The organism is Sagittula sp. MA-2, from assembly GCF_030126985.1.
Taxonomy (GTDB): domain Bacteria; phylum Pseudomonadota; class Alphaproteobacteria; order Rhodobacterales; family Rhodobacteraceae; genus Sagittula.
In genome coordinates, this window is the sequence record NZ_CP126145.1 from 3,565,744 (window position 1) to 3,586,190 (window position 20,447).

Sequence of the window (20,447 nt, forward strand, 5' to 3'; positions counted from 1 at the left end):
TGCCCCGCGCAGATCTTTCGCGCCTTGTCTTCATCTTGGTCCAAATACCTCGGGGGAGCCTCCCGCGAGGGAGGCGGGGGCGGAGCCCCCTTCCGGCCGGAACGGCCGTTGCCCTAACGTCTGCCCAGCACGATGCCCTGTCCGGCCTGCCCGGGCGTCGCGAGGGTTCCATGCGCCTCGGCGATGCGGGCGAGGCGTTCCGACGGGATGGCGCCCCAGGCTTCGGGGCGGCGGGTGCGGAGGTTGAAGCCCAGCATCTTCGCCTCGTTGGTGGCCGCCACCTGTCCCGAGGCGTCCAGCACCCGGTGGAAGAGGATGTAGCGTTTGGCATCCCAGTCGAGGAGCTGCGTCTCGATCGTGAAGGCGTCGCCCTCGGCCAGTTCGCCGGAATAGGTGACGTGGTTTTCCACGATGACGTATTCGTGGCCGTCGCGCGCCTCCATCCGCAGCGGATCGTTGATCCAGTTGAAGAAGGCCCAGTTCGCCTGGTCGCAGGCGGTCAGGTAATGCGCCATGTTCATGTGGCCGTATTCGTCCACCCATTCGGGCCGGACGACGTTTTCCACCAGCCTGAGCGGCGCGTCCACCCGGCCGGTCCAGGCGTGCAGGAAGGTTTCCGTCTTCAGCATGTCAGCGCCCCGTCCAGACGGGGGAGCGTTTCTCCATGACCGCCGCCACGCCTTCCTTTGCGTCGGCGCTGTCGTAGAGCCGGCCGTAGGCCTCCAGCCCGCCGGCGCGCATCCGGGCGAAGGCCTCCTGTTCCGAGAGTCCCTCCGTCGCGCGGGCGATCTCCTTGACCGCGCGGAGCGAGAGCGGCGCGCAGGCGGCGACGCGGTCGGCCAGCGCGCGCGCCTCCGTCATCAGCGCATCGGCGGGCACCACGGCGTTGATCACGCCCCAGCGCAGCAGTTCCGCGGCGGGGGCGCGGCGGGCGGTCATCAGCATCTCCATCGCGACGGCGCGCGGCAGGCGGCGCGGCAGGCGGATCACACCGCCGGAATCCGGCACGAGGCCGATCGAGGTCTCCGGCAGGCCGAACTCCGCCCCTTCGGCGGCGACGATCATGTCTGCCGACAGCGCCAGTTCGAACCCGCCGCCCAGCGCCGTGCCGTTGACCGCGGCGATCACCGGTTTCGTCAGCCCCCAGAACTCCGTCAGGCCGGCAAAGCCGCCCGGGCCCATGTCGGCCTCCGGGTCCTCGCCCTCCTGCGCGGCCTTGAGGTCCCAGCCGGCGGAGAAGAAGCGCCCCTCGGCGGTGACGATGCCCACCGAGAGCCCGTCGTCCTCCTGCAGCTCCTGGAAGGCGGCGCCCAGCGCCCGCGACGTCGCCGCGTCGATGGCGTTCACCTTGCCGCGTTTCAGCACCACCTCCAGCACGCGCCCGCGCACCCCCACCGTCACATCCGCCATCGTCCGGCTCCTTCGCTTGCCCAGGTACGCTGGGCCATGGCGCGTCCGGAGGCAAGGTCGGAGGCTGCCCAAAAACCGGGCAAAGCGCCCGTCCGGCGGCGCCGCCGCCCCTGCGGACCGCCTGCCCCTTTCGCCCTTGCGCAAGCCCTGTCTATAAATGTCGGGTATGACGACCGCGCCGAGGCCTGCCATGACCGTTCCATCGACCCTGACGAACCGCCTGCAGGCGCTGCTCATGCGTCTTTACCCGGACCATGACACCGAGGAGGTGACCGCCAAGGTGGTGGAGGCCTTTTGGCCCGAGGGCACCGAACCGCGCGGCCGCGCCCGCAAGCCCGGCAACCAGCTCTGGAGCCAGAAGGACGCGCTGCTGATCACCTACGGCGACAGCCTGATCGACGGGGTCTACAAACCGCTCGACCTGCTGCGCGACTTCCTCGGCCAGCACCTGAAGGGCGTGGTGAACGGCGTGCACATCCTGCCCTTCTTCCCCTTCACCTCCGACGACGGGTTCGCGGTGACCGACTACCGCAAGGTGAACCCGGCGCTCGGCGACTGGCCGGACATCCAGCGCATCGCCTCGGAATGGGACCTCGCCTCCGACCTCGTGCTGAACCACGTGTCGTCCCAGGGCACCTGGTTCAACGCCTACCGGCAGGGGCAGAAACCCTACGACGCGTTCTTCTTCGAGGCCTCCCCGGACGACGACCTGTCCATGGTGGTCCGCCCGAGGACCACGCCGCTCCTGCAGGAGGTGGAGACGGCGAACGGCGTAAAGAACGTCTGGTGCACCTTCAGCCACGACCAGATCGACCTGAACTTCAAGAACCCCGAGGTCCTCTACGAGATCATCCGCATCATCCGGCTGCACATCGGGATGGGGGTGAAGATCATCCGCCTCGACGCCGTGGCCTTTGTCTGGAAGCAGCCGGGCACCACCTGCATCCACCTGCCGCAGACCCATGCCATCGTGCAGCTTCTGCGGGTGCTCTCGGACTTCGCGCGCGAACCGGTCGTGCTGCTGACGGAAACCAACGTGCCCAAGGCCGAGAACCTCAGCTACTTCGGGCAGCTGAACGAGGCGCACTGGATCTACAACTTCCCGCTTCCGCCGCTGATCCTGCACGCCATGCTCTCGGGCGACGCGCATTTCCTGTCGAACTGGCTGCGCTCCATGCCGCCCGCCCCGCACGGCTGCGCGTACCTGAACTTCACCGCCTCGCACGACGGCATCGGGATGCGCCCGGCCGAGGGCCTGCTGCCGGACGAAGAGATCGCGCGCATGATCTCCACCGTGCAGGACAGCGGCGGGCGGGCGTCGATGCGGGCGCTGCCGAACGGCGGCACCTCGGTCTACGAGCTGAACGCCACCTTCTTCTCGGCCCTGTCGCGCACCTATCGCGGCGACACCGCCAACCACATCGCGCGGTTCCTGTGCTCGCAGACCATCGTCATGTCGATCGAGGGGGTGCCCGCCTTCTACATCCACGCCATGCTGGGCACGGAGAACGACATCGAGGGCGTCGAGCGCCGCGGCATGAACCGGGCGATCAACCGCCATCGCTGGGACTACCCCGAACTGCGCAAACGCATCAAGGACCCGGAGACCCCGCAGGGCCAGGTGCTGCCCGCCCTGAAGGAACGGCTGAAGCTGCGCGCGAAGCAGCCCGCCTTCCACCCCAACGCCACGAACTTCACCCTGAACGTGGACGACCGGGTGTTCTGCGTCTGGCGGCAGTCGATCAACCGCGAACAGTCGATCTTTGCCCTGCACAACGTCAGCGCCGAGACGGTGGACCTGCCGCCGCGCGCGCTCAACCTGATCGCGGACGAGGAATGGATCGACCTGCTCTCGGGCGAGACGCTGCACCCCGAAGAGGACGGCGTGACGCTCGCCCCCTACCAGTGCCGATGGATCACCAACCGGGGGTGACCGTAAAAAGCGTCCGGACGGATTGTTGACCCGACGGCAGGTCCAGCCCCATCATGGGCGGACCTGCCGAACCACACCGGACGACCTCATGACGTTTCGCCTTCTGGCCCTCCTCGCCTGCATCCTCCTCCTCTCCGCGCCCGCGCAGGCCGCCGACATCACCATGGGCGACGACTGCGACATCCGCCTCTCCGGCCAGATCGTGAAGGGCGACGCCGACCGCTTCGGCGCACTGATGGACGGCGCGGCCTGCACCTATTCCACCCTGCACCTGTCCTCGCCCGGCGGCTCGGTGACAGAGGCGCTGGCCATACCGCAGCACTTCAGCCGCACGACCACCGTGATCGATGCCGGGCAGACCTGCCTCTCGGCCTGCGCGCTGATCTTCATGGCGGGCCACACCTGCGCCGGTGCGCCCTACACCTGCCAGCCCACCCGCCGGATGCACCCCACGGCGACGCTGGGCTTCCACGCGCCCTTCCTGCAGCCGGACCAGAAGCAGCAGCTTGTGCCGCTCGACCTGTCGTTCTCCGCCGCGCTCGACATCTTCGCCCAGATCCAGAGCGCGTTTTCCAAGCTCTCCTCCGTCGTGGCCTCCACCGGCTACAAGCAGGCGATGATCCATCCCGACCTCTTCGCACAGATGTTCAGCACGCCGCCGCAGGAGTTCTACACGATCACCACGAACGACCAGTTCTACAGCTTCGACATCGGGCTGATGGACGACATCCCCAACACGGCCACCCCCGCCTTCGACCGGCAGCGCGCCGCGACCCTGTGTTACAACATGCTCTATTCCACCTATCGCGGCTGGAACCACTCAGAGTTCGGCTTTGCCGATTACGACACCGGCGGGCAGGAGTATTTCGAAAGCGTCACGAACCACGTGCAGCGGCAGGACCCCGCCCCGTGGCTGGGCGACGGCGTGAACATCCCGGTCGACTTCGTCGAGTTCCGCAACCTCAACCTCGGGATGGGCTGGTCCGGCTGGTGCGAGATCATGCCCGAGCCCGGCTCCGGCACCGTGTCGGTCAACCTCTACCGGCAGGACAACATGCCCTCCGCCAACGACCGGGCCGACGTCCGCGCCTACATGCACTACAGCATGGCCTGGCCGCCGCGCACGCCGCTCAGCGCCGTTTCGTGGAAGGCGGCGTCTGGCGCGGCGGCAGCCACCCCTGCGTCCGTTCCCGGCCCCAATCCGGTGGCGTTGGCGCGCGCCTACTTCGACCGCCTTGGCAAGCGTGACGGCGGCGCCCCCTCTGCCCTCTGGATTCCGGAAAAGCGCGAGGCCATCGACCGCGCCGCCGCGGGCATCTGCGATGCGAGCCTCGTCGATGCCTCCGATGCCGACCTCTCCGGCGGCGCGGCAACGGTCAGCCTGCGCGCCCGGGTGACCGGCTGCGGCGCGACCTCGGGCGAAGTCTACGCCCTGCGCATGACCTTCACCCCCGGTGCGGACGGCTGGCGGATCTCGGCCCTGAACAGCGCCGAGTGAGCACTTTCCAAGGGCCGACGCGCCTCTGTTAACCTCTTTTTTCCGCTGCACCGCAGAAAGGTTACCAACCGGCCGGTTCGAGGGGTCGAAACGGCCGGTTCACCCCTTACAAGCTGGAAACCATGGTGAACGGGTGCTGAATCCGTTGTGGAATGCGCCGTGTGTGACCCCACATCTGCGCGTCGCGAGGCATCGCACGCGGCCTTAACCCCACCGCGCGCGGCGTTAAGATGAACGGATCTTCATCAGAACGGCTTCGCCTCGAACTCCGCGTTGTCGGCGGCCACCAGCGACCGCAGCTCCGACACCAGCCCCTGGTCGGCGGCGTTCACACGGCTCCAGTTCGGGATGAACGGCGCGTCGTTGGGCTTGGCCAGGAAAGTGTGCCCCGCGACCATGATGTTCTCCGCGAACAGCTCGATGGTGCGTTCCTCGCGATGCCGGTCCAGCGTCAGCCCGTTCATCTTGGCGTCGTTGTCGTAGAACTCCAGCAGGTCCAGCGCGACCCGGTAATAGGTGGCCTTCAGCGCCCGGAAGGAGTTGGCGGTGAAGATCGTCCCATCCGCCGCCAGCTTGCGGAAGATCGCCTTGCAGATGTCGGTCGACATGCGGTTCAGGCCCGCCGCCGCGTCGCCCTCGCTTTCGTCCTGGTGCTTGTGATCGTACGCGTCGGCGATCTCAACCTGGCAGACGGTGTGCCGCCCGCTGTTGCGCCAAACCTCTGACAACACGCCGATTTCCAGCCCCCAGTCCGACGGGATGCGCAGGTCGGGCAAAAGCCCGGTGCGCAGCGCGAACTCGCCCGACAGCGGGTAGCGGAAGGCGCGCAGGTAGTCGATGTAGTCCCGGTCGCCGATCACCCGCTTCAGCGCGATCAGGAGCGGCGAGACCAGCAGCCGCGTTACCCGCCCGTTCAGCTTGCCACCGCCGACACGCGGGTAGAACCCCTTGGACAACTGGTAGCGGAAGTTCGGATTGACCACCGGATAGACCAGCCGGGCCAGCATCTCACGGTCGTAGGTGACAATGTCGCAATCGTGCAGCGCCATCACCGCCGTGTCCGCGCAGGAGATCAGGTAGCCCATGCAGGTCCACATGTTCTTGCCCTTGCCCGGCTCGTCCGGGGCAAGCCCCATCTCTTCGAGCCGCGCCATGTAGGCCTTCATCCTGGGGCTGTCGTTCCAGAGCACCACATGATCTTGGGGCAGCTTGGAAAAGAAGTCCCGCGCACGGCGGAACTGGTCCTCGTCCGCGCGGTCCAGCCCGATGACGATCCGGTGCAGGTAGCTGACCTGGCTCAGCTCGTCGATGATGTGCGACAGCGCCGGGCCTTCCAGCTCCGAGTAGAGCGAGGGCAGCACGAGGCTGATCTTGCGCGTCTGGGCGAAGGTCTCGATCTCGTAGACCAGTTCCTCGATCGGGCGCTGCCGCAGGTTGTGGAACTGGGCGATATTGCCGTTCTGGTGAAAGTCAGCCATGCGCGGGATCCTTCGCGTCATAATCGTCAAGAAGCGACAGCACCGCCGCCGCCCAGCCCGCGGGCCCCGGGAGGTCAGTGCGCAGGATGCGCCCCGCGTCCTCCCCTTCCAGCAGAGGCAGGCCCGGACCGTGATCGTTGCGCACCACGACGCCGATGTCAGCCGTCTGAAGCATCTCGATGTCGTTGGGCGCATCGCCAAGCGCAATTGTCCGGGTGGCGCCCATTTCCCGGGCGAGTTCGCGCATGGCATCCGCCTTTGTCCGGCCCAGCGACAGGGTCAGGAACCGCCCGCCGCTGCGCCCCCGGACACCGTACATGCCAAGCCCGGCGAGGAAGGCGTCGCGCGCCTCGTCCGTTCCGGACCACAGCCCGGGTTCGGAGAAGCACCGCTGCCCGGCCCGTTCGGCGCCGTCCAGGCCAAGTCCCGTCACCTCCGCGATCTCCTCTGCGGTCATGTCGGCAAAACCGCGGAACCCGGCCCGAAGTTCCGGTGCCAGATCGGAAAGGGCGCGGCGGATGCGGGCGTGGTCCTCGCTGTCCTGCGCCACACCTTCTGCGGGCCGGTACACCCCGGCGCCGTTCTCCACGATGGCAGGCGTTTCGCCAAGGCCGAGATCGGCATGCAAGGGCGCTACCTCCGCCGCGGTCTTCGATGTTGCGAGGATCAGGGGAACGCCCCGCGCCTTCAGCGCATCGAGCGCCGGGCGCGCCGCCTCCCACGAATACGTGTCGTGATCCAGCAAGGTGCCGTCGAGGTCGGTGAACACGATCAAACCCATGAAGCGACCTCTGCCTGCTTGTCCCTGCAGGATTTATGCCGCAGCCGCATCCCGGCAACCACCGCCCATGCTGCAGTGCGGCTCAATGTGCGGCGGAGAGGTCACGGATGCCCTTCCCAATCGATGGTGAGGTCGACCGGGCCGAGGTGTTCCGCCACCCGGTGCGCGTTCGGGATATCGTTGCCCATCGCCTTTTCGCGGGCGCCGGCATGGTCGTATTCGTAGCTCACCCAGCGTTCGATCAGGCGCCGCTCCAGTTCCTCCATGGGCACCGACAGGTAGACCGTCAGGTCCCACAGGTCGGACAGCGCGCTCCACGGGTCCTGGGCGAGGCACAGGTAGTTGCCCTCGACGATCACCGTCTCCGTCTCCGGGCCGATGCGTTCGGCCCCGGCGATGGCGATTTCGCGGGTGCGGTCGAAGACGGGCAGGATGACCTCGTCCTCTTCGGCGACACGGGCCAGGCAGGCGCGGAAACCGCCGAAGTCGAAGGTCTCTGGTGCGCCCTTGCGCGGCAGCAGCCCGGCAGGCCGCAGCAGCCGGTCATCTAAGTGAAACCCGTCCATCGGCATCACCGCCGCGTTGGGCACGCGCGCGGCAACCACATGCGCCAGCGTCGATTTTCCCGATCCCGGCGCCCCGGCCAGGGCGACCAGCCGTCGCCGCCCCCGTATCGGTGTCTCGGCGATCCGCTCCGCCACCAGCGTCGCGCTTTTCTGAACGTCCATGGCCCTACCCCCTTCCCGATTGGTGAGGGTCCGGGCCGGGCTTGTCAACGCGGAGGGGCCGGAGGTTCAGCCGAACAGCCGTCCGCGCGCACGGATGACGGCCAGCGCGACGACAGCCAGATAGGCCCAGTCGATCAGCACCAGCAGGTACCACGGGTGGGTGAAGCTGAAGCCGATCACGGTCACGGTGGCGAACAGGATGACGGCGATCATCCGGCGCGGCACCTTGATCGCCTTGGGCGACGGCGTCTTCAGCTTCGAGATCATCAGCATCCCGATGAGCGCGAGCCAGAGGGCAACCATCGCCGGGGCCTCTCCCGCGTCCCAGCCGCCGGCGAGCATCATGAACACCGGCAGAAGGCCCAGCATCGCCCCTGCGGGCGCGGGGACGCCGACAAAGTGCCGCTTGGGCCCCGCGCTTTCATCCGCCTGACCCGACATGACGTTGAACCGGGCGAGCCGCAGGCAGGTCGCGGCGGCAAAGAGCAGCGCAAAGACCCAGCCGAAGCCGCCGGTATGAGACAAGTGGACCTGGTAGACGACGATCGCGGGCGCGACGCCGAAGCAGAGGAAATCGGACAGAGAATCCAGTTGCGCGCCCATCGGCGACTCGGCCTTGAGCTTGCGGGCGAGCAACCCGTCGAGCCCGTCCGCCAGCGCGGCGATCAGGATGGCGAACACCGCCGCCCCGAACCGGCCCTCCATGGCGAACCGGATGGCGGTGAAGCCGAAGCTCATGCCTGTCAGCGTCACCATGTTCGGCAGGAGCAGCAGCAGGGAGACCTGGCTGCGGTCCTCCGGCTGGGTTTCCGGCTCGGTGGGGAGGTCAGGCATGGTTCAGCCTTCCCCGCTTTCGGCGGTCAGGTCGGCGATGACGGTTTCGCCCGCGACCATCGTCTGGCCGATGCGCACCAGCGGCGTGGCGCCGGGCGGCAGGTAGATGTCGAGACGCGAGCCAAAGCGGATCAGGCCGAACCGTTCGCCCCGCTCCAGCGTATCGCCGTTCTTGGTCCAGCACAGGATACGCCGCGCCACGAGGCCAGCAATCTGCACGACGCCATAGCGCCGCCCGTCCGGCAGGGTCACGGCCAGGCCGTTGCGCTCGTTGTCCTCCGACGCCTTGTCGAGCGAGGCGTTGAGGAACTTGCCGGGCCGGTAGGCGACGACATCGACCGTGCCTGCGGACGGCAGGCGGTTCACGTGACAGTTGAAGACCGACATGAAAACGGAAATGCGCACCATCTCTGCCTCGCCCAGTCCCAGCTCTGCCGGCGGTACGGCCGGTTCCAGCAGCGAGACAAGCCCGTCGGCGGGTGAGACCATGATATCCGGGCGCTCCGGGATCACCCGCTCCGGGTCGCGGAAGAAGTAGTAGACCCAGACGGTCACGCCCGCGGCAAGCCAGCCGAGCGGTTCCCACACAAGGAACAGCACGACCGCGATTGCGGCTGCTATGGCAACGAACTTTCGTCCTTCCGGATGCATCGGCTTGACGAAGGTGGACAGCATGGAGACAGACATGGAACCCCGCAGTGTTGGTCTGCCCTTCTCAGATATTCAGGCGTCGGATGCAAATCAAACCTGAGTCACGCGCCCCCGGTTCCAGCCGCGCGGCGCATCCGTCGGCATCCGTGGCCCCGAAGCCAGCGGCTTGCCGCCGCTAGGCGCGGCGGCCATTGCGCGGGACCGCCGCAGGGCGCAACATTCGTGCAGACATTACAGGCTGCCGGGGAAGGAAACGTCTATCTGCGCCGCTGCCCGGATAACGTCGCGTACGCCCCTATTGCCCGACAGATTGCCTTCGGTATTGATTTGCCAATGGCAGAAACGGCCAACCTGAAGTACCCATTCCGGTGTACGCTAACTCAAACTCAGGTTGCCACACCTGGAAAAGACTACACCATAACACGAAGGGCGGGATCGCCCGGACCCAGCAAGGGACGCTCATAATGACAAGACTTGCCCACCTGACCCTGACGACATTCCTGAGCGCCGGCATCGCCACCGCCGGACTGGCCCAGGAGACCCACCCCGAGACCGGCGAGCCGCTGGCCGCGGAACAGACCTTCACCTACCGCATCCTCGACGAGTTCTCTTCGCTCGACCCGCAGGTGGTCGAGGACGTGACCGGCTCCGAACTGGCGCGCGACCTGTTCGAGGGCCTGATGAACCAGGACGAGAACGGCGAACTGGTGCCCGGTGTCGCCACCGGTTTCGAGGCCTCCGAGGACAAGACCACCTACACCTTCACGCTGCGCGACGATGCGAAGTGGTCGAACGGCGATCCCGTGACCGCGCAGGACTTCGTCTTCGCGTGGCGCCGCGCGGTCTCTCCGGAACTGGCGTCGCCCTACCAGTGGTACATGTCGCTCATGTCCATCGAGAACGCAGACGCGATCATCGCCGGGGATATGGCACCGGAAGAGCTGGGCGTGACCGCCATCGACGATCGCACCCTCGAAGTGAAGCTCAGCCAGCCGCTGTCCTACTTCCCGCAGATGGTGACGCACGCCACGACCTTCCCGGCACCGCAGAAGGTGATCGAGGAGTTCGGCGACGACTGGACCAAGACGGAAAACATCGTTTCCAACGGCGCCTACGTGCTGACCGAGCACATCCCCAACGAACGCTCCACCCGCGAGCGCAACGAGATGTACTGGGACAACGAGAACACCATCATCGACAAGACCGTCGCGCTGGTCATCAACGACGAGAACGTGGCACTGACCCGTTTCCTCGCCGGTGAGCTCGACCGCACCGAGGTCCCCGCAGGCCAGTTCCCGCGCCTGTCCGAGGAACACCCCGAGGAGGCGATCAGCTTTCCGCGGCTGTGCAACTACTACTACACGTTCAACCTGTCCGACAGCGGCCCCGAAGCCTTCAAGGACGTGAACGTCCGCAAGGCGCTGGCGCTGGCCATCGACCGCGACATCATCACCAAGAACGTGCTGGCGGGCGGTGAAGTGTCTGCCTACACCTTCGCACCGGCCGCCGTCGCCAACTTCGATCCGCCGGTCACCGAGATGCAGGAGATGACCCAGGCAGAGCGCGACGAGAAGGCCAAGGAACTGCTGGCAGAGGCAGGCTACGGCCCCGAGAACCCGCTGAAGTTCGGCATGATGTACAACACCTCCGACAACCACCAGAAGATCGCCGTGGTCATGTCGCAGATGTGGAAGCAGAAGCTGGGCGTCGAGGTCGAGCTGTCCAACATGGAGTGGAAGGTCTTCCTCGAGGTGCGCGGCAACCAGGACTTCGAACTGGCCCGCGGCGCGTGGTGCGGCGACTACAACGAGGCGTCCACCTTCCTCGACCTGCTGACGACGCCGTCCGGCTACAACGACGGCAAGTACTCCAACGCCGACTACGACGCCCTGATCCAGGAGGCGAAGTCCGCCGACGACAGCGCGCCGCTCTACGCCGAGGCCGAGCAGATCTTTGCACAGGACATGCCGGTGATCCCGGTCTACCACGCGGCAGGCGTCTACATGATGGACAGCGACGTGGGCAACTGGCCGGTGAACAACGTCGAACAGAACTGGTATTCGAAGGACCTCTACAAGGTCGCCGAGTAACCCCTCCCGAGACCCGTCCCGGCGTTCGCGCCGGGACCTGTCCCCGCGCCTCCCGACTGTGCGCAGGGACACGGGCACCGGCCAAGTCCCGGTCCCGGGGTGCCGATCCACATCCGCAAGGTTGAACCCCACATGCTTTCCTACGTGATCCGACGGCTTCTGGTGGCTGTCCCGACGATCCTGTTGCTGGTGATCGCCGCCTTCATCATGATGCAGCTTGCTCCCGGCGGGCCATTCACCTCCGAACGTCCCCTCCCCCCCGAGGTGCTTGCCAACATCGAGCGCCGGTACGGCCTCGACCAGCCGCTGTGGAAACAGCTCTGGGACTACTTCGCCAACATCGTCCTGCATTTCGATTTCGGTCCGTCCTTCGTCTACAAGGACCGCGACGTGAACGACATCATCGCGCAGGGCTTCCCGATCTCGCTGACCTATGGCTCGCTGTCGTTCCTTGCCGCGACCGTCGTGGGCGTGACGCTGGGCATCGCCGCCGCGATCCGGCACAACACCTGGATCGACTATTTCGCCGTGTCGCTGGGGATCGCCGCGCAGGCGCTGCCGAACTTCATCATGGGCCCGATCCTGATCCTGACCTTCACGCTCTGGCTGGGCCTGCTGCCCGGCGGCGGCTGGAACGGCGGACAGTGGGAATACCTGATCATGCCGGTGATCGCACTCTCGACCTCCTACATGGGGTCCGTCGCCCGGATCACCCGCTCGTCGATGCTGGAGGTGCTGAACTCCAACTTCATCCGCACCGCCCGCGCCAAGGGTCTGCCGCAAAGCACGATCATCTGGCGGCACGCGATGAAGCCGACGCTCCTGCCGGTGATCTCCTACCTCGGGCCGGTCTTCGTCTACGTGCTGACGGGCTCGGTCTTCGTGGACCTCTACTTCTCCACCGGCGGCCTCGGTCAGAGCTACGTGAACTCCGCCCTCACCCGCGACTACGCGGTGCTGCTGGGCGTGACGATCCTCTATGGCGCGCTGACCGTCATCGTGAACCTGCTGACCGACCTCGCCTACGCGTGGTTCGATCCCAAGATCCGGTACTGACATGCGCTTTTTCGGAACATCCCCAAAGGCCGCCGCACTGGCGGGCGAGATCACCGACTTCACCGCGGTGCGCGGTCGGTCGCTGCTGAGGGACGCCTTCAACCGCTTCCTGCGCAACAAGGCCGCCATGGCCAGCGTCGTCATCCTCGCGCTGATCGTGCTGTTCGTGCTGTTCGGCCCCCTGCTTTCGCAATGGTCCAACGAGGAAATCGACTGGGTCGTGATGGGCGACGTGAAGGGCATGGGCATGCCGTCGCTGGAAACGGGGCACTACTTCGGCGTCGACGACCTTGGCCGCGACCTCTACGCCCGGACGATCCAGGCGACGCGCACCTCGCTGTTGGTCGGGCTGATCGGCGCCGCCATGGCGCTGGTCGTGGGCACGCTCTGGGGCGTCGTCGCGGGCTACTTCGGCGGACGCCTCGACAGCGTCATGATGCGCTTCGTGGACATCATGCTGGCCATCCCGCTGACACTGATCCTGATCCTCATCCTCGTCGTCGCCGGACGCAGCTTCGTCGCGCTGTTCCTCGGGCTCGGCGCGGTGTCTTGGCTGACCATGAGCCGCATCGTCCGCGGCCAGACCCTGACGCTGAAGGGCCGGGAGTTCATCGAGGCGGCCCGCGCCACCGGCGTGTCGGAGGCCACCATCATCCGCCGCCACATCCTGCCCAACCTCGCGGGTGTGGTGATCGTCTATGCCTCGCTGCTGGTGCCCGAGATGATCTTGGCCGAAAGCTTCATCTCCTTCCTCGGCCTCGGCATATCTGAGCCCAACACCTCCCTCGGCCGCCTGATCGCCGAGGGCGCGGGCACCATGGCCTACGGCACCCTCTGGCAGTTGCTGTTTCCGCTTTTCTTCTACGTCACGCTGATCATCGCGATGTTCTTCATCGGCGACGGCCTGCGCGACGCGCTCGACCCGAAGGACCGCTGACATGACCGTGTTTTCCGTCAAGGACCTGAACGTCTCCTTCGACACGCCCGATGGCGAAGTTCAGGCCGTCAAGGGCGTCTCCTTCGACATCGCCGCAGGCCAGTGTCTTGGCATCGTGGGTGAAAGCGGTTCCGGCAAGTCGCAAAGCTTCATGGCCGCGATGGGCCTTCTGCCGCCGAACGGGCGCGCCACCGGGTCGGTGACCTTGTCCGGGCAGGAGATCCTGAACGTGCCCCTGAAACGGCTGAACGCGATCCGGGGCGCGGACGTGGGCATGATCTTCCAGGACCCGCTGACCGCGCTTACCCCGCACCTGAAGATCGGCGCGCAGATGGCCGAGGTGCTGCGGGTCCACAGGGGTCTGCGCGGCCGTGCGGCACGTGCCCACTGCCTCGACTGGCTGAACCGCGTCCAGATCCCGGAGGCCGAGCGCCGCCTCGACCAGTACCCCCACGAACTGTCGGGCGGGATGCGCCAGCGCGTGATGATCGCCCAGGCCATGCTCTGCGACCCGAAGCTGCTGATCGCGGACGAACCGACCACCGCACTCGACGTGACCGTGCAGGCGGAGGTTCTGGACCTCATGGCCACCCTCCAGAAGGAGATGGGCACCGCCATTGCACTCATCACCCACGACATGGGCGTCGTCGCCCGCATGTGCGACCACGTGAAGGTGATGCGACTGGGCGAGTTCGTGGAGGACGGCCCGGTGGAGCGCATCTTCGCACGGCCCGAACACGCCTACACGCGCAAGCTGCTTGAAGCCATGCCCCGGATCGACAAGGGCGATGCACCGGGCGACGTCACCGGCAGGACCGTCCTCGACGTGGACGACCTGAAGGTGCACTTCCCGATCACCGTCAAGGGCGGGCTCTTCGGACGCACTGTGCCGCTGAAGGCGGTCAACGGCGTCAGCTTCGACCTGAAGGAAGGCGAAACGCTGGGCATCGTCGGCGAGTCCGGCTGCGGCAAGTCCACCCTCGCCCGCGCAGTGCTGCAGCTGATCGCGTCGCAGTCGGGCACCGTGTCATGGCTGGGCAAGCCGCTGACCGAACTGGACCGCAAGGCGTTGAAGCGGGAACGCCGCGACCTGCAGATCGTCTTCCAGGACCCGCTGGCGAGCCTCGATCCCCGGCTGACCATCTCCGCCTCGATCGCGGAGCCGTTGCAGACTCACCGCCCCGAGATGACCGCCCGCGAGCGGCGCGAGGAAGTGGCGGCGATGATGACCCGCGTCGGTCTCGACCCGTCGATGTATAACCGCTACCCGCACGAGTTGTCCGGCGGTCAGAACCAGCGCGTCGGCATCGCCCGCGCGATGATCACCCGTCCCAAGCTGATTGTCTGCGACGAGGCGGTCAGCGCGCTCGACGTCTCGATCCAGGCGCAGATCGTGAAGCTGTTGAAGGACCTTCAGGACGAATTCGGCATGTCGATGCTGTTCATCAGCCACGACCTGTCCGTGGTCCGCGCCATCTCCAACCGCATCATGGTGCTCTACCTCGGACGGATCGTCGAGATGGGCGATGCCGATACCATCTGTGCCCGGCCGCAGCATCCCTACACGCAGGCGCTGATTTCCGCCGTGCCGATCCCCGATCCGGAGGCCGAGCGCGCCCGGACCCGCATCCGCATACCGGGCGAGCTGCCCTCGCCCATGGACCCGCGCGCCTCGCTGCGGTTCCTGCCCTCCCGTCTGGCCGATCAGGGCGAGGTGTATGTTCCGCAACTGCGCGACATGGGCGGCGGTCACCTCGTGGCGGAACACGATCCGCTGGACAGCCTGCTGAAACACCCCCGGGCCGGGGGCGCTGTCCCCGCGGCCTGAGCCGCCGGGACCCTCTCAGGAAATCCCGTTCAGGAAGACCCTGAGGCCCAGCTCGAACCGGGCTTTGCGCGCGGTCTGGCAGGGATGTTCGTCGGTCATGATCAGCGCCTCGATCACCGGCAGGTTCAGCATGTCGAGCAGCAGGGTCGCCGCGGCGGCCGGGTCGCCGACCCGAAGTTCGCCGCGCGCGCAGGCCCGCTCAATCTCGGCCCGGACGATGGCCTGCTTGTTGCGCGGACCTTCCTCAAGGCAGCGCCGGCTGAGCCGTGGGTGCTGCGCCGCCTCCGCGATGGCCAGGCGGAAGAGCGCGATGGGCAGGTCCCAGCGGTCGCCGGGTTCGTCGATCATGAAGAGCTTGCGCAGCCGGACCGCAAAGGAGGCGTCTTCCGGCAGGTCCGGCATGGGGGCGCACCTCGCAAAGCGTCTCTCGATATAGGCGTCGAACAGCGTGTCGCGGTCCTGGAACAGGCCATAAAGTGTCTGCTTCGACATCCCCGCGCGGCGCGCAATGGCCGCCATGGTCATCCCCGCCAGTCCCACCTCGTGGAAGTGGTCGTCGAGCGCGCCGAGGATCACGTCGCGCCGTTCCTCCGCGTCCATGACCACTGGGCGCCCCTTGCGGACGGGAACAGGATCGTCGTTCTCGCCGACTGCTTGTGCGATGCGTGCCACGCCAGCCCTCCAAATCGCCGTGCTTTGCCCCTCGCGACAAAAAGCATCTTGCGGAATCCACATTACGGTACTTATGAGACTCGCGAGTCTTTTAAATACTCCGCCGGATTGCGCCAAGCGATTTCGCCGGATTCGCGAAAAGGAGCCGACAATGCGTTCGGTCACGACCGCGCCGCTTCGGGCGCTTCTTCTGGCGGCTGTCCTGCCGCTGTCTGTCAACCCGGCGCTTGCGCAGCAACAGGGGGGCGAGCGTCCTCCGGCGGCGGTCACCGTGGCGACGATGCAGCCGCAGGAGCTGACGCTGACCTCCACCCTGCCCGGCCGCGTGCGCGCGTCGGCGGTGGCGGAGGTGCGGCCGCAGGTCAACGGCATCATCACCGAGCGTCACTTCAAGGAAGGCACGATGGTCGAGGAGGGCGACCTGCTCTACACCATCGACCCGACAACCTACGAGGCCGCAGTCGCGCAGGCGGAGGCGCAGCTCAGCGCGTCGCAGGCCCAGCAACGGGCGGCAGAGCGTGACTTCGAGCGGGTCAGCAGCCTGTCGACGCGCGGTGTCACCAGCCAGCAGGCGGTGGACGAGGCGACCTCTGCCCGCGACACCGCCGATGCACAGGTGGTGATGTCCGAGGCGGCGCTCCGGTCGGCCCAGATCGACCTCGACCATACCGAGATCCGCGCCCGCCTGTCAGGGCGGATCGGCCTTTCGGACATCTCGCGCGGTGCGCTCGTGACCGCCAGCCAGTCGACACCGCTGACCACGATCCGCAAGCTGGACACGGTCTATGTCGACGTGACCCAATCCGCCGCCGAGCTGCTGGCCTGGCGTCGTGGCACGGCGCTGGACGATGAAACCCCGGGCGAGGTCAAGCTGACCCTGGCCGACGGCGAATCCTATTCGGAGCCCGGCCAGCTGACCGCCGCCGAACCGCACGTCGATGAACAGACGGGCGTGATCGTCCTGCGGATCGAGTTCCCGAATCCCGACATGCTGCTGCTGCCGGGCATGTACGTGCAGGTCGAGATGCCGACCGCGCAGCTCGACAACGTCTACCTCGTCCCGCAGGAGGCCGTCACCCGCGACCGCCGCGGCAACCCGCAGACATGGGTGGTGAACGGCGACAACGTGGTGGAGGTCCGTCCGCTGACGATCCTGCAGGACCGCGGCTCCGACTGGGTCGTCAGCGAAGGTCTGAACCCCGGCGACCGCGTCGTGGTCGAAGGCGTGCAGAAGACCGGACCGGGCGCCACCGTCGCCCCGGCGGAACGTACCGCCGAGGCCGCAGCCGAGACACCCGGCGACGCCACCACGGCAACGGAGTAAGCGCAATGGCCCGTTTCTTCATCGAACGGCCCATCTTTGCGTGGGTCATCTCCATCATCGTCATGGGGATCGGCATCCTTTCGGTGCTGACGCTCCCCATCGCGCAGTATCCGCAGATCGCGCCGCCCTCGATCTCCATCCGGGCGACCTATCCCGGTGCCTCGGCGCAGACCGTGGCCAATACCGTCACGCAGATCATCGAACAGCAGATGACCGGCCTCGACGGGATGCGCTACGTGTCGTCGAACTCCACCTCGGCGGGGACGGCCAGCATCACGCTGACCTTCGAGACCGGCACCGATCCGGACATCGCGCAGGTGCAGGTGCAGAACAAGCTGGCACAGGCCACACCGCTGCTGCCCGACAGCGTGCAGCGTCAGGGCGTGACGGTGCAGAAGTCCTCGGCGGGCTTCCTGATGGTGATCGCGCTGATCTCTCCGGACGGCAGCCTCGACCAGACGGACCTGTCGGACTACCTGAAATCCAACCTCGTGGACGAGATGTCCCGGATCGAGGGCGTCGGCTCCGTGCAGGTCTTCGGCGGCCAGTATGCCATGCGCATCTGGCTCGACCCGTCGAAACTGACCGCCTATGAACTGACGCCTTCGGACGTGGTGGCGGCGGTCAGTGCCGAGAACGCCCAGATCTCGGCCGGGGCATTCGGCGACCGTCCCACCGCCGACGGGCAGATGCTGAACGCCACGATCACCGCGCAGTCGCTGCTCCAGACGCCGGAGGACTTCCGCCAGATCGTCCTGCGCGCGCAGGAGAACGGCGGCCTCGTGCTGCTGGACGACGTGGCCACGGTCGAGATCGGCTCCGAAGGGTACAACTTCACCCCGACCTATGACGGCCAGCCCGCCAGCGGCATGGCGATCAGCCTTGCCCCCGGCGCCAACGCGCTGGACACGTCTGAGCTGGTGCACGCCCGGATGGAGGAGTTCGCGCAGTTCTTCCCCGCCGGCATCGCCTATACCATCCCCTACGACACCACCCCCTTCGTGGAGATCTCGATCGAGGAGGTGCTGCGCACGCTGGTCGAGGCGATCATCCTCGTCTTCCTCGTGATGCTGCTGTTCCTGCAGAACCTGCGCGCCACGCTGATCCCGACGCTTGCGGTGCCGGTCGTCATCCTGGGGACCTTCGGGGTTCTCGCGGTGATGGGCTACACGATCAACACGCTGACCATGCTCGCCATGGTTCTGGCCATCGGCCTGCTTGTGGACGATGCCATCGTCGTCGTCGAGAACGTCGAGCGCCTGATGGAAGAAGAGGGCCTTTCCCCGCGCGAAGCCACCCGCAAGTCGATGGACCAGATCACCGGCGCGCTGATCGGCATCGCCATGGTCCTGTCGGCGGTGTTCGTGCCCATGGCCTTCTTCGGCGGGTCGACCGGCGTGATCTACCAGCAGTTCTCCGTCACCATCGTCTCGGCCATGGCGCTGTCGGTCCTAGTGGCGCTGACCCTGACCCCGGCGCTCTGCGCCACGATGCTCAAGCAGTCCCACGGCGAAAAGCGCGGCTTCTTCGGCCTCTTCAACCGGGGGTTCGGCGCGACGACGCGCGGCTACGGCAAGGCGGTCGGCGGCATCGTGCGGCGGCCGTTCCGCATGACGCTGATCTACCTGCTGATCGTCGGCGGCATGGTCGCGCTGTTCCTGCGCACGCCCACCGGCTTCCTGCCGGACGAGGACCAGGGCATCATGTTCGTGATGATCCAGGCCCCCACCGGCGCGACGCTGGAGCGGACGGAGGAGGTCGTCGAACAGGTGCAGACCTATTTCCTCGAACAGGAGGCGGACGCGGTTGAGGCGGTCTTTGGCGTGGCGGGCTTCGGCTTTGCCGGTCAGGGGCAGAACATGGCGCTGGCCTTTGTCCGTCTGAAGGACTGGTCCGAACGGGAGAACCCGGCGCTGTCGGCGCGGGCCGTCGCCGGTCGGGCCTTCGGCGCGCTGTCGCAGATCCAGGATGCCTTCGTCTTCCCGGTCGTGCCGCCTGCCGTTACCGAACTGGGCAACGTGTCGGGCTTCGACATGTACCTGCAGGCGCGTGGTGGCCAGACCCACGAGGAACTCGTCGCCGCCCGCAACCAGCTTCTGGGCATGACGGCGCAAAGCCCGCTGCTGACGGGCGTGCGTCCCAACGGGCTCGAGGATGCCTCGCAGTTCAACCTCGCCATCGACTGGCGCAAGGCGGGCGCGATGGGGGTGACGGCCTCCGACGTGTCCAACCTGCTGAGGATCGCATGGGCCGGGGCCTACGTGAACGACTTCATCGACCGGGGCAGAATCAAGCGGGTCTACGTGCAGGGACAGGCGGACAGCCGGTCCACGCCTTCGGACCTGACCAAGTGGCGTGTGCGCAACGCCTCCGGCGGCCTCGTGCCCTTCGCCAACTTTGCCGAGGGATCGTGGAAAATGGGCGCACAGGGCGTCTACCGCTACAACGGCGTGCCGGCCCTCCAGATCCAGGGCAGCCCCGCGCCGGGCGTCACCACCGGTGAAGCCATGGCAGAGATGGAGCGCCTCGTATCCCAGCTTCCCGAGGGCTTCGGCCTGTCTTGGACCGGCCTGTCGCTGGAGGAACGGGAATCCGGCAACCAGGCGCCGCTGCTCTATGCACTGTCCCTGGCCGCCGTGTTCCTGTCGCTGGCCGCGCTTTACGAAAGCTGGTCGATCCCCTTCGCGGTGATGCTGGCCATGCCCATCGGCGTGCTCGGCGCGCTGCTGGGTGCCTGGGCAGGCAGCTACGAGAACGGCGTGTTCTTCCAGGTGGGTCTGCTGACGGTGATCGGTCTGACCGGCAAGAACGCCATCCTGATCGTGGAATTCGCCCGCGACAGAATGGAGGCGGGCGAGGATGTGCTGAGCGCGACAATCGAGGCTGCCAAGCAGCGCTTCCGTCCGATCATCATGACCTCCATGGCCTTCTCGCTCGGCGTGGTGCCGCTGGTGATCTCCACCGGCGCGGGCTCCGGCGGGCGGAACGCCATCGGCGCCGGGGTGCTGGGGGGCACGCTGTCCTCCACCATCTTCGGGGTGCTGCTGGTGCCGCTGTTCTTCGTGATCGTGGTGCGCCTGTTCACCCGCAAGCGCCCGGCAGCCGAAGCGCAACCGGCCGAATGACCACCGGGCGGGGCAGCGATGCCCCCCCTGCGCCCCGGTCCGGACCATGGGCACCGGAACGCCCGCTCTCCTAAAATCTCAACCGACCACCGCGCGACCGCC

Annotated in this window: 16 protein-coding genes; 8 read left to right on the forward strand and 8 right to left on the reverse strand. The window is 66.9% G+C overall.

Going from position 1 to position 20,447, the window contains the following annotated elements; translation table 11 throughout:
* Window positions 1-113 precede the first annotated feature (113 nt).
* A complete protein-coding gene (locus QNI11_RS17455) occupies window positions 114-629 on the reverse strand; it encodes a thioesterase family protein (RefSeq protein ID WP_283981106.1) in 516 nt (171 codons plus the stop codon).
* A gap of 1 nt (window position 630) precedes the next feature.
* Window positions 631-1,410: an enoyl-CoA hydratase-related protein gene (locus QNI11_RS17460; RefSeq protein ID WP_283981107.1), complete on the reverse strand. Its 780-nt coding sequence runs from the start codon at window positions 1,408-1,410 to the stop codon at window positions 631-633.
* Between the two features lie 190 nt (window positions 1,411-1,600).
* Here QNI11_RS17460 and QNI11_RS17465 point away from each other — a divergent pair, with 190 nt between their 5' ends.
* Together QNI11_RS17465 and QNI11_RS17470 are read left to right on the forward strand one after the other, a co-directional pair.
* Window positions 1,601-3,343 carry an alpha-amylase family glycosyl hydrolase gene (locus QNI11_RS17465; RefSeq protein ID WP_283981108.1) on the forward strand — a complete coding sequence of 581 codons (1,743 nt, stop codon included), beginning with the start codon at window positions 1,601-1,603 and terminating at the stop codon, window positions 3,341-3,343.
* An 88-nt stretch (window positions 3,344-3,431) separates the two neighbouring features.
* Window positions 3,432-4,841 (forward strand): hypothetical protein, encoded by a 1,410-nt coding sequence (locus tag QNI11_RS17470; RefSeq protein WP_283981109.1) that lies wholly within the window; start codon window positions 3,432-3,434, stop codon window positions 4,839-4,841.
* A 245-nt stretch (window positions 4,842-5,086) separates the two neighbouring features.
* Here QNI11_RS17470 and QNI11_RS17475 read toward each other — a convergent pair whose 3' ends face one another.
* From QNI11_RS17475 to QNI11_RS17495, 5 genes are all read right to left on the reverse strand, one after another.
* The gene (locus QNI11_RS17475) at window positions 5,087-6,319 is read right to left on the reverse strand and encodes a glycosyl transferase (RefSeq protein WP_283981110.1); all 1,233 of its coding nucleotides are present in this window, start codon (window positions 6,317-6,319) and stop codon (window positions 5,087-5,089) included.
* Window positions 6,312-7,100 carry a mannosyl-3-phosphoglycerate phosphatase gene (locus QNI11_RS17480; protein WP_283981111.1) on the reverse strand — a complete coding sequence of 263 codons (789 nt, stop codon included), beginning with the start codon at window positions 7,098-7,100 and terminating at the stop codon, window positions 6,312-6,314. The genes QNI11_RS17475 and QNI11_RS17480 overlap by 8 nt, the downstream gene beginning before the upstream one ends.
* 101 nt (window positions 7,101-7,201) lie before the next feature.
* Entirely contained in the window at window positions 7,202-7,828 is a 627-nt protein-coding gene (locus QNI11_RS17485; RefSeq protein ID WP_283981112.1) for a nucleoside/nucleotide kinase family protein, read from the reverse strand.
* 66 nt (window positions 7,829-7,894) lie between these two features.
* Window positions 7,895-8,662: a CDP-diacylglycerol--serine O-phosphatidyltransferase gene (gene pssA / locus QNI11_RS17490; protein WP_100929336.1), complete on the reverse strand. Its 768-nt coding sequence runs from the start codon at window positions 8,660-8,662 to the stop codon at window positions 7,895-7,897.
* Window positions 8,663-8,665: 3 nt separating this feature from the next.
* Complete coding sequence (locus QNI11_RS17495; protein ID WP_283981113.1) at window positions 8,666-9,349, reverse strand: phosphatidylserine decarboxylase; 684 nt, start codon at window positions 9,347-9,349, stop codon at window positions 8,666-8,668.
* A gap of 428 nt (window positions 9,350-9,777) precedes the next feature.
* Between QNI11_RS17495 and QNI11_RS17500 the strand changes: the two genes are divergently transcribed.
* The 4 genes from QNI11_RS17500 to QNI11_RS17515 all read left to right on the forward strand — a co-directional run bounded on the left by QNI11_RS17500 (window position 9,778) and on the right by QNI11_RS17515 (window position 15,224).
* Complete coding sequence (locus QNI11_RS17500) at window positions 9,778-11,403, forward strand: peptide ABC transporter substrate-binding protein (RefSeq protein WP_283981114.1); 1,626 nt, start codon at window positions 9,778-9,780, stop codon at window positions 11,401-11,403.
* 132 nt (window positions 11,404-11,535) lie between these two features.
* Complete coding sequence (gene oppB / locus QNI11_RS17505; RefSeq protein WP_283981116.1) at window positions 11,536-12,459, forward strand: oligopeptide ABC transporter permease OppB; 924 nt, start codon at window positions 11,536-11,538, stop codon at window positions 12,457-12,459.
* Between the two features lies 1 nt (window position 12,460).
* Complete coding sequence (locus QNI11_RS17510; protein WP_198521724.1) at window positions 12,461-13,396, forward strand: ABC transporter permease subunit; 936 nt, start codon at window positions 12,461-12,463, stop codon at window positions 13,394-13,396.
* A gap of 1 nt (window position 13,397) precedes the next feature.
* Window positions 13,398-15,224, forward strand: coding sequence for a dipeptide ABC transporter ATP-binding protein (locus tag QNI11_RS17515; protein ID WP_283981117.1), 1,827 nt, complete (start codon window positions 13,398-13,400; stop codon window positions 15,222-15,224).
* Window positions 15,225-15,239: 15 nt separating this feature from the next.
* On the opposite strand, the gene QNI11_RS17520 is transcribed toward QNI11_RS17515, so the two are convergent.
* Window positions 15,240-15,896, reverse strand: a complete 657-nt coding sequence (locus QNI11_RS17520; protein ID WP_283981118.1) for a TetR/AcrR family transcriptional regulator — start codon at window positions 15,894-15,896, stop codon at window positions 15,240-15,242.
* A gap of 151 nt (window positions 15,897-16,047) precedes the next feature.
* Here QNI11_RS17520 and QNI11_RS17525 point away from each other — a divergent pair, with 151 nt between their 5' ends.
* Complete coding sequence (locus QNI11_RS17525; protein ID WP_283981120.1) at window positions 16,048-17,220, forward strand: efflux RND transporter periplasmic adaptor subunit; 1,173 nt, start codon at window positions 16,048-16,050, stop codon at window positions 17,218-17,220.
* Between the two features lie 5 nt (window positions 17,221-17,225).
* Window positions 17,226-20,345 carry an efflux RND transporter permease subunit gene (locus QNI11_RS17530; RefSeq protein WP_283981121.1) on the forward strand — a complete coding sequence of 1,040 codons (3,120 nt, stop codon included), beginning with the start codon at window positions 17,226-17,228 and terminating at the stop codon, window positions 20,343-20,345.
* Window positions 20,346-20,447: the final 102 nt, after the last annotated feature.

Coding starts and splice junctions, on each gene's coding strand:
- QNI11_RS17455 (WP_283981106.1), bottom strand. CDS start 629: ATGCTGAAGACGGAAACCTTCCTGCACGCCTGGACCGGCCGGGTGGAC.
- QNI11_RS17460 (WP_283981107.1), bottom strand. CDS start 1,410: ATGGCGGATGTGACGGTGGGGGTGCGCGGGCGCGTGCTGGAGGTGGTG.
- QNI11_RS17465 (WP_283981108.1), top strand. CDS start 1,601: ATGACCGTTCCATCGACCCTGACGAACCGCCTGCAGGCGCTGCTCATG.
- QNI11_RS17470 (WP_283981109.1), top strand. CDS start 3,432: ATGACGTTTCGCCTTCTGGCCCTCCTCGCCTGCATCCTCCTCCTCTCC.
- QNI11_RS17475 (WP_283981110.1), bottom strand. CDS start 6,319: ATGGCTGACTTTCACCAGAACGGCAATATCGCCCAGTTCCACAACCTG.
- QNI11_RS17480 (WP_283981111.1), bottom strand. CDS start 7,100: ATGGGTTTGATCGTGTTCACCGACCTCGACGGCACCTTGCTGGATCAC.
- QNI11_RS17485 (WP_283981112.1), bottom strand. CDS start 7,828: ATGGACGTTCAGAAAAGCGCGACGCTGGTGGCGGAGCGGATCGCCGAG.
- pssA (WP_100929336.1), bottom strand. CDS start 8,662: ATGCCTGACCTCCCCACCGAGCCGGAAACCCAGCCGGAGGACCGCAGC.
- QNI11_RS17495 (WP_283981113.1), bottom strand. CDS start 9,349: ATGTCTGTCTCCATGCTGTCCACCTTCGTCAAGCCGATGCATCCGGAA.
- QNI11_RS17500 (WP_283981114.1), top strand. CDS start 9,778: ATGACAAGACTTGCCCACCTGACCCTGACGACATTCCTGAGCGCCGGC.
- oppB (WP_283981116.1), top strand. CDS start 11,536: ATGCTTTCCTACGTGATCCGACGGCTTCTGGTGGCTGTCCCGACGATC.
- QNI11_RS17510 (WP_198521724.1), top strand. CDS start 12,461: ATGCGCTTTTTCGGAACATCCCCAAAGGCCGCCGCACTGGCGGGCGAG.
- QNI11_RS17515 (WP_283981117.1), top strand. CDS start 13,398: ATGACCGTGTTTTCCGTCAAGGACCTGAACGTCTCCTTCGACACGCCC.
- QNI11_RS17525 (WP_283981120.1), top strand. CDS start 16,048: ATGCGTTCGGTCACGACCGCGCCGCTTCGGGCGCTTCTTCTGGCGGCT.
- QNI11_RS17530 (WP_283981121.1), top strand. CDS start 17,226: ATGGCCCGTTTCTTCATCGAACGGCCCATCTTTGCGTGGGTCATCTCC.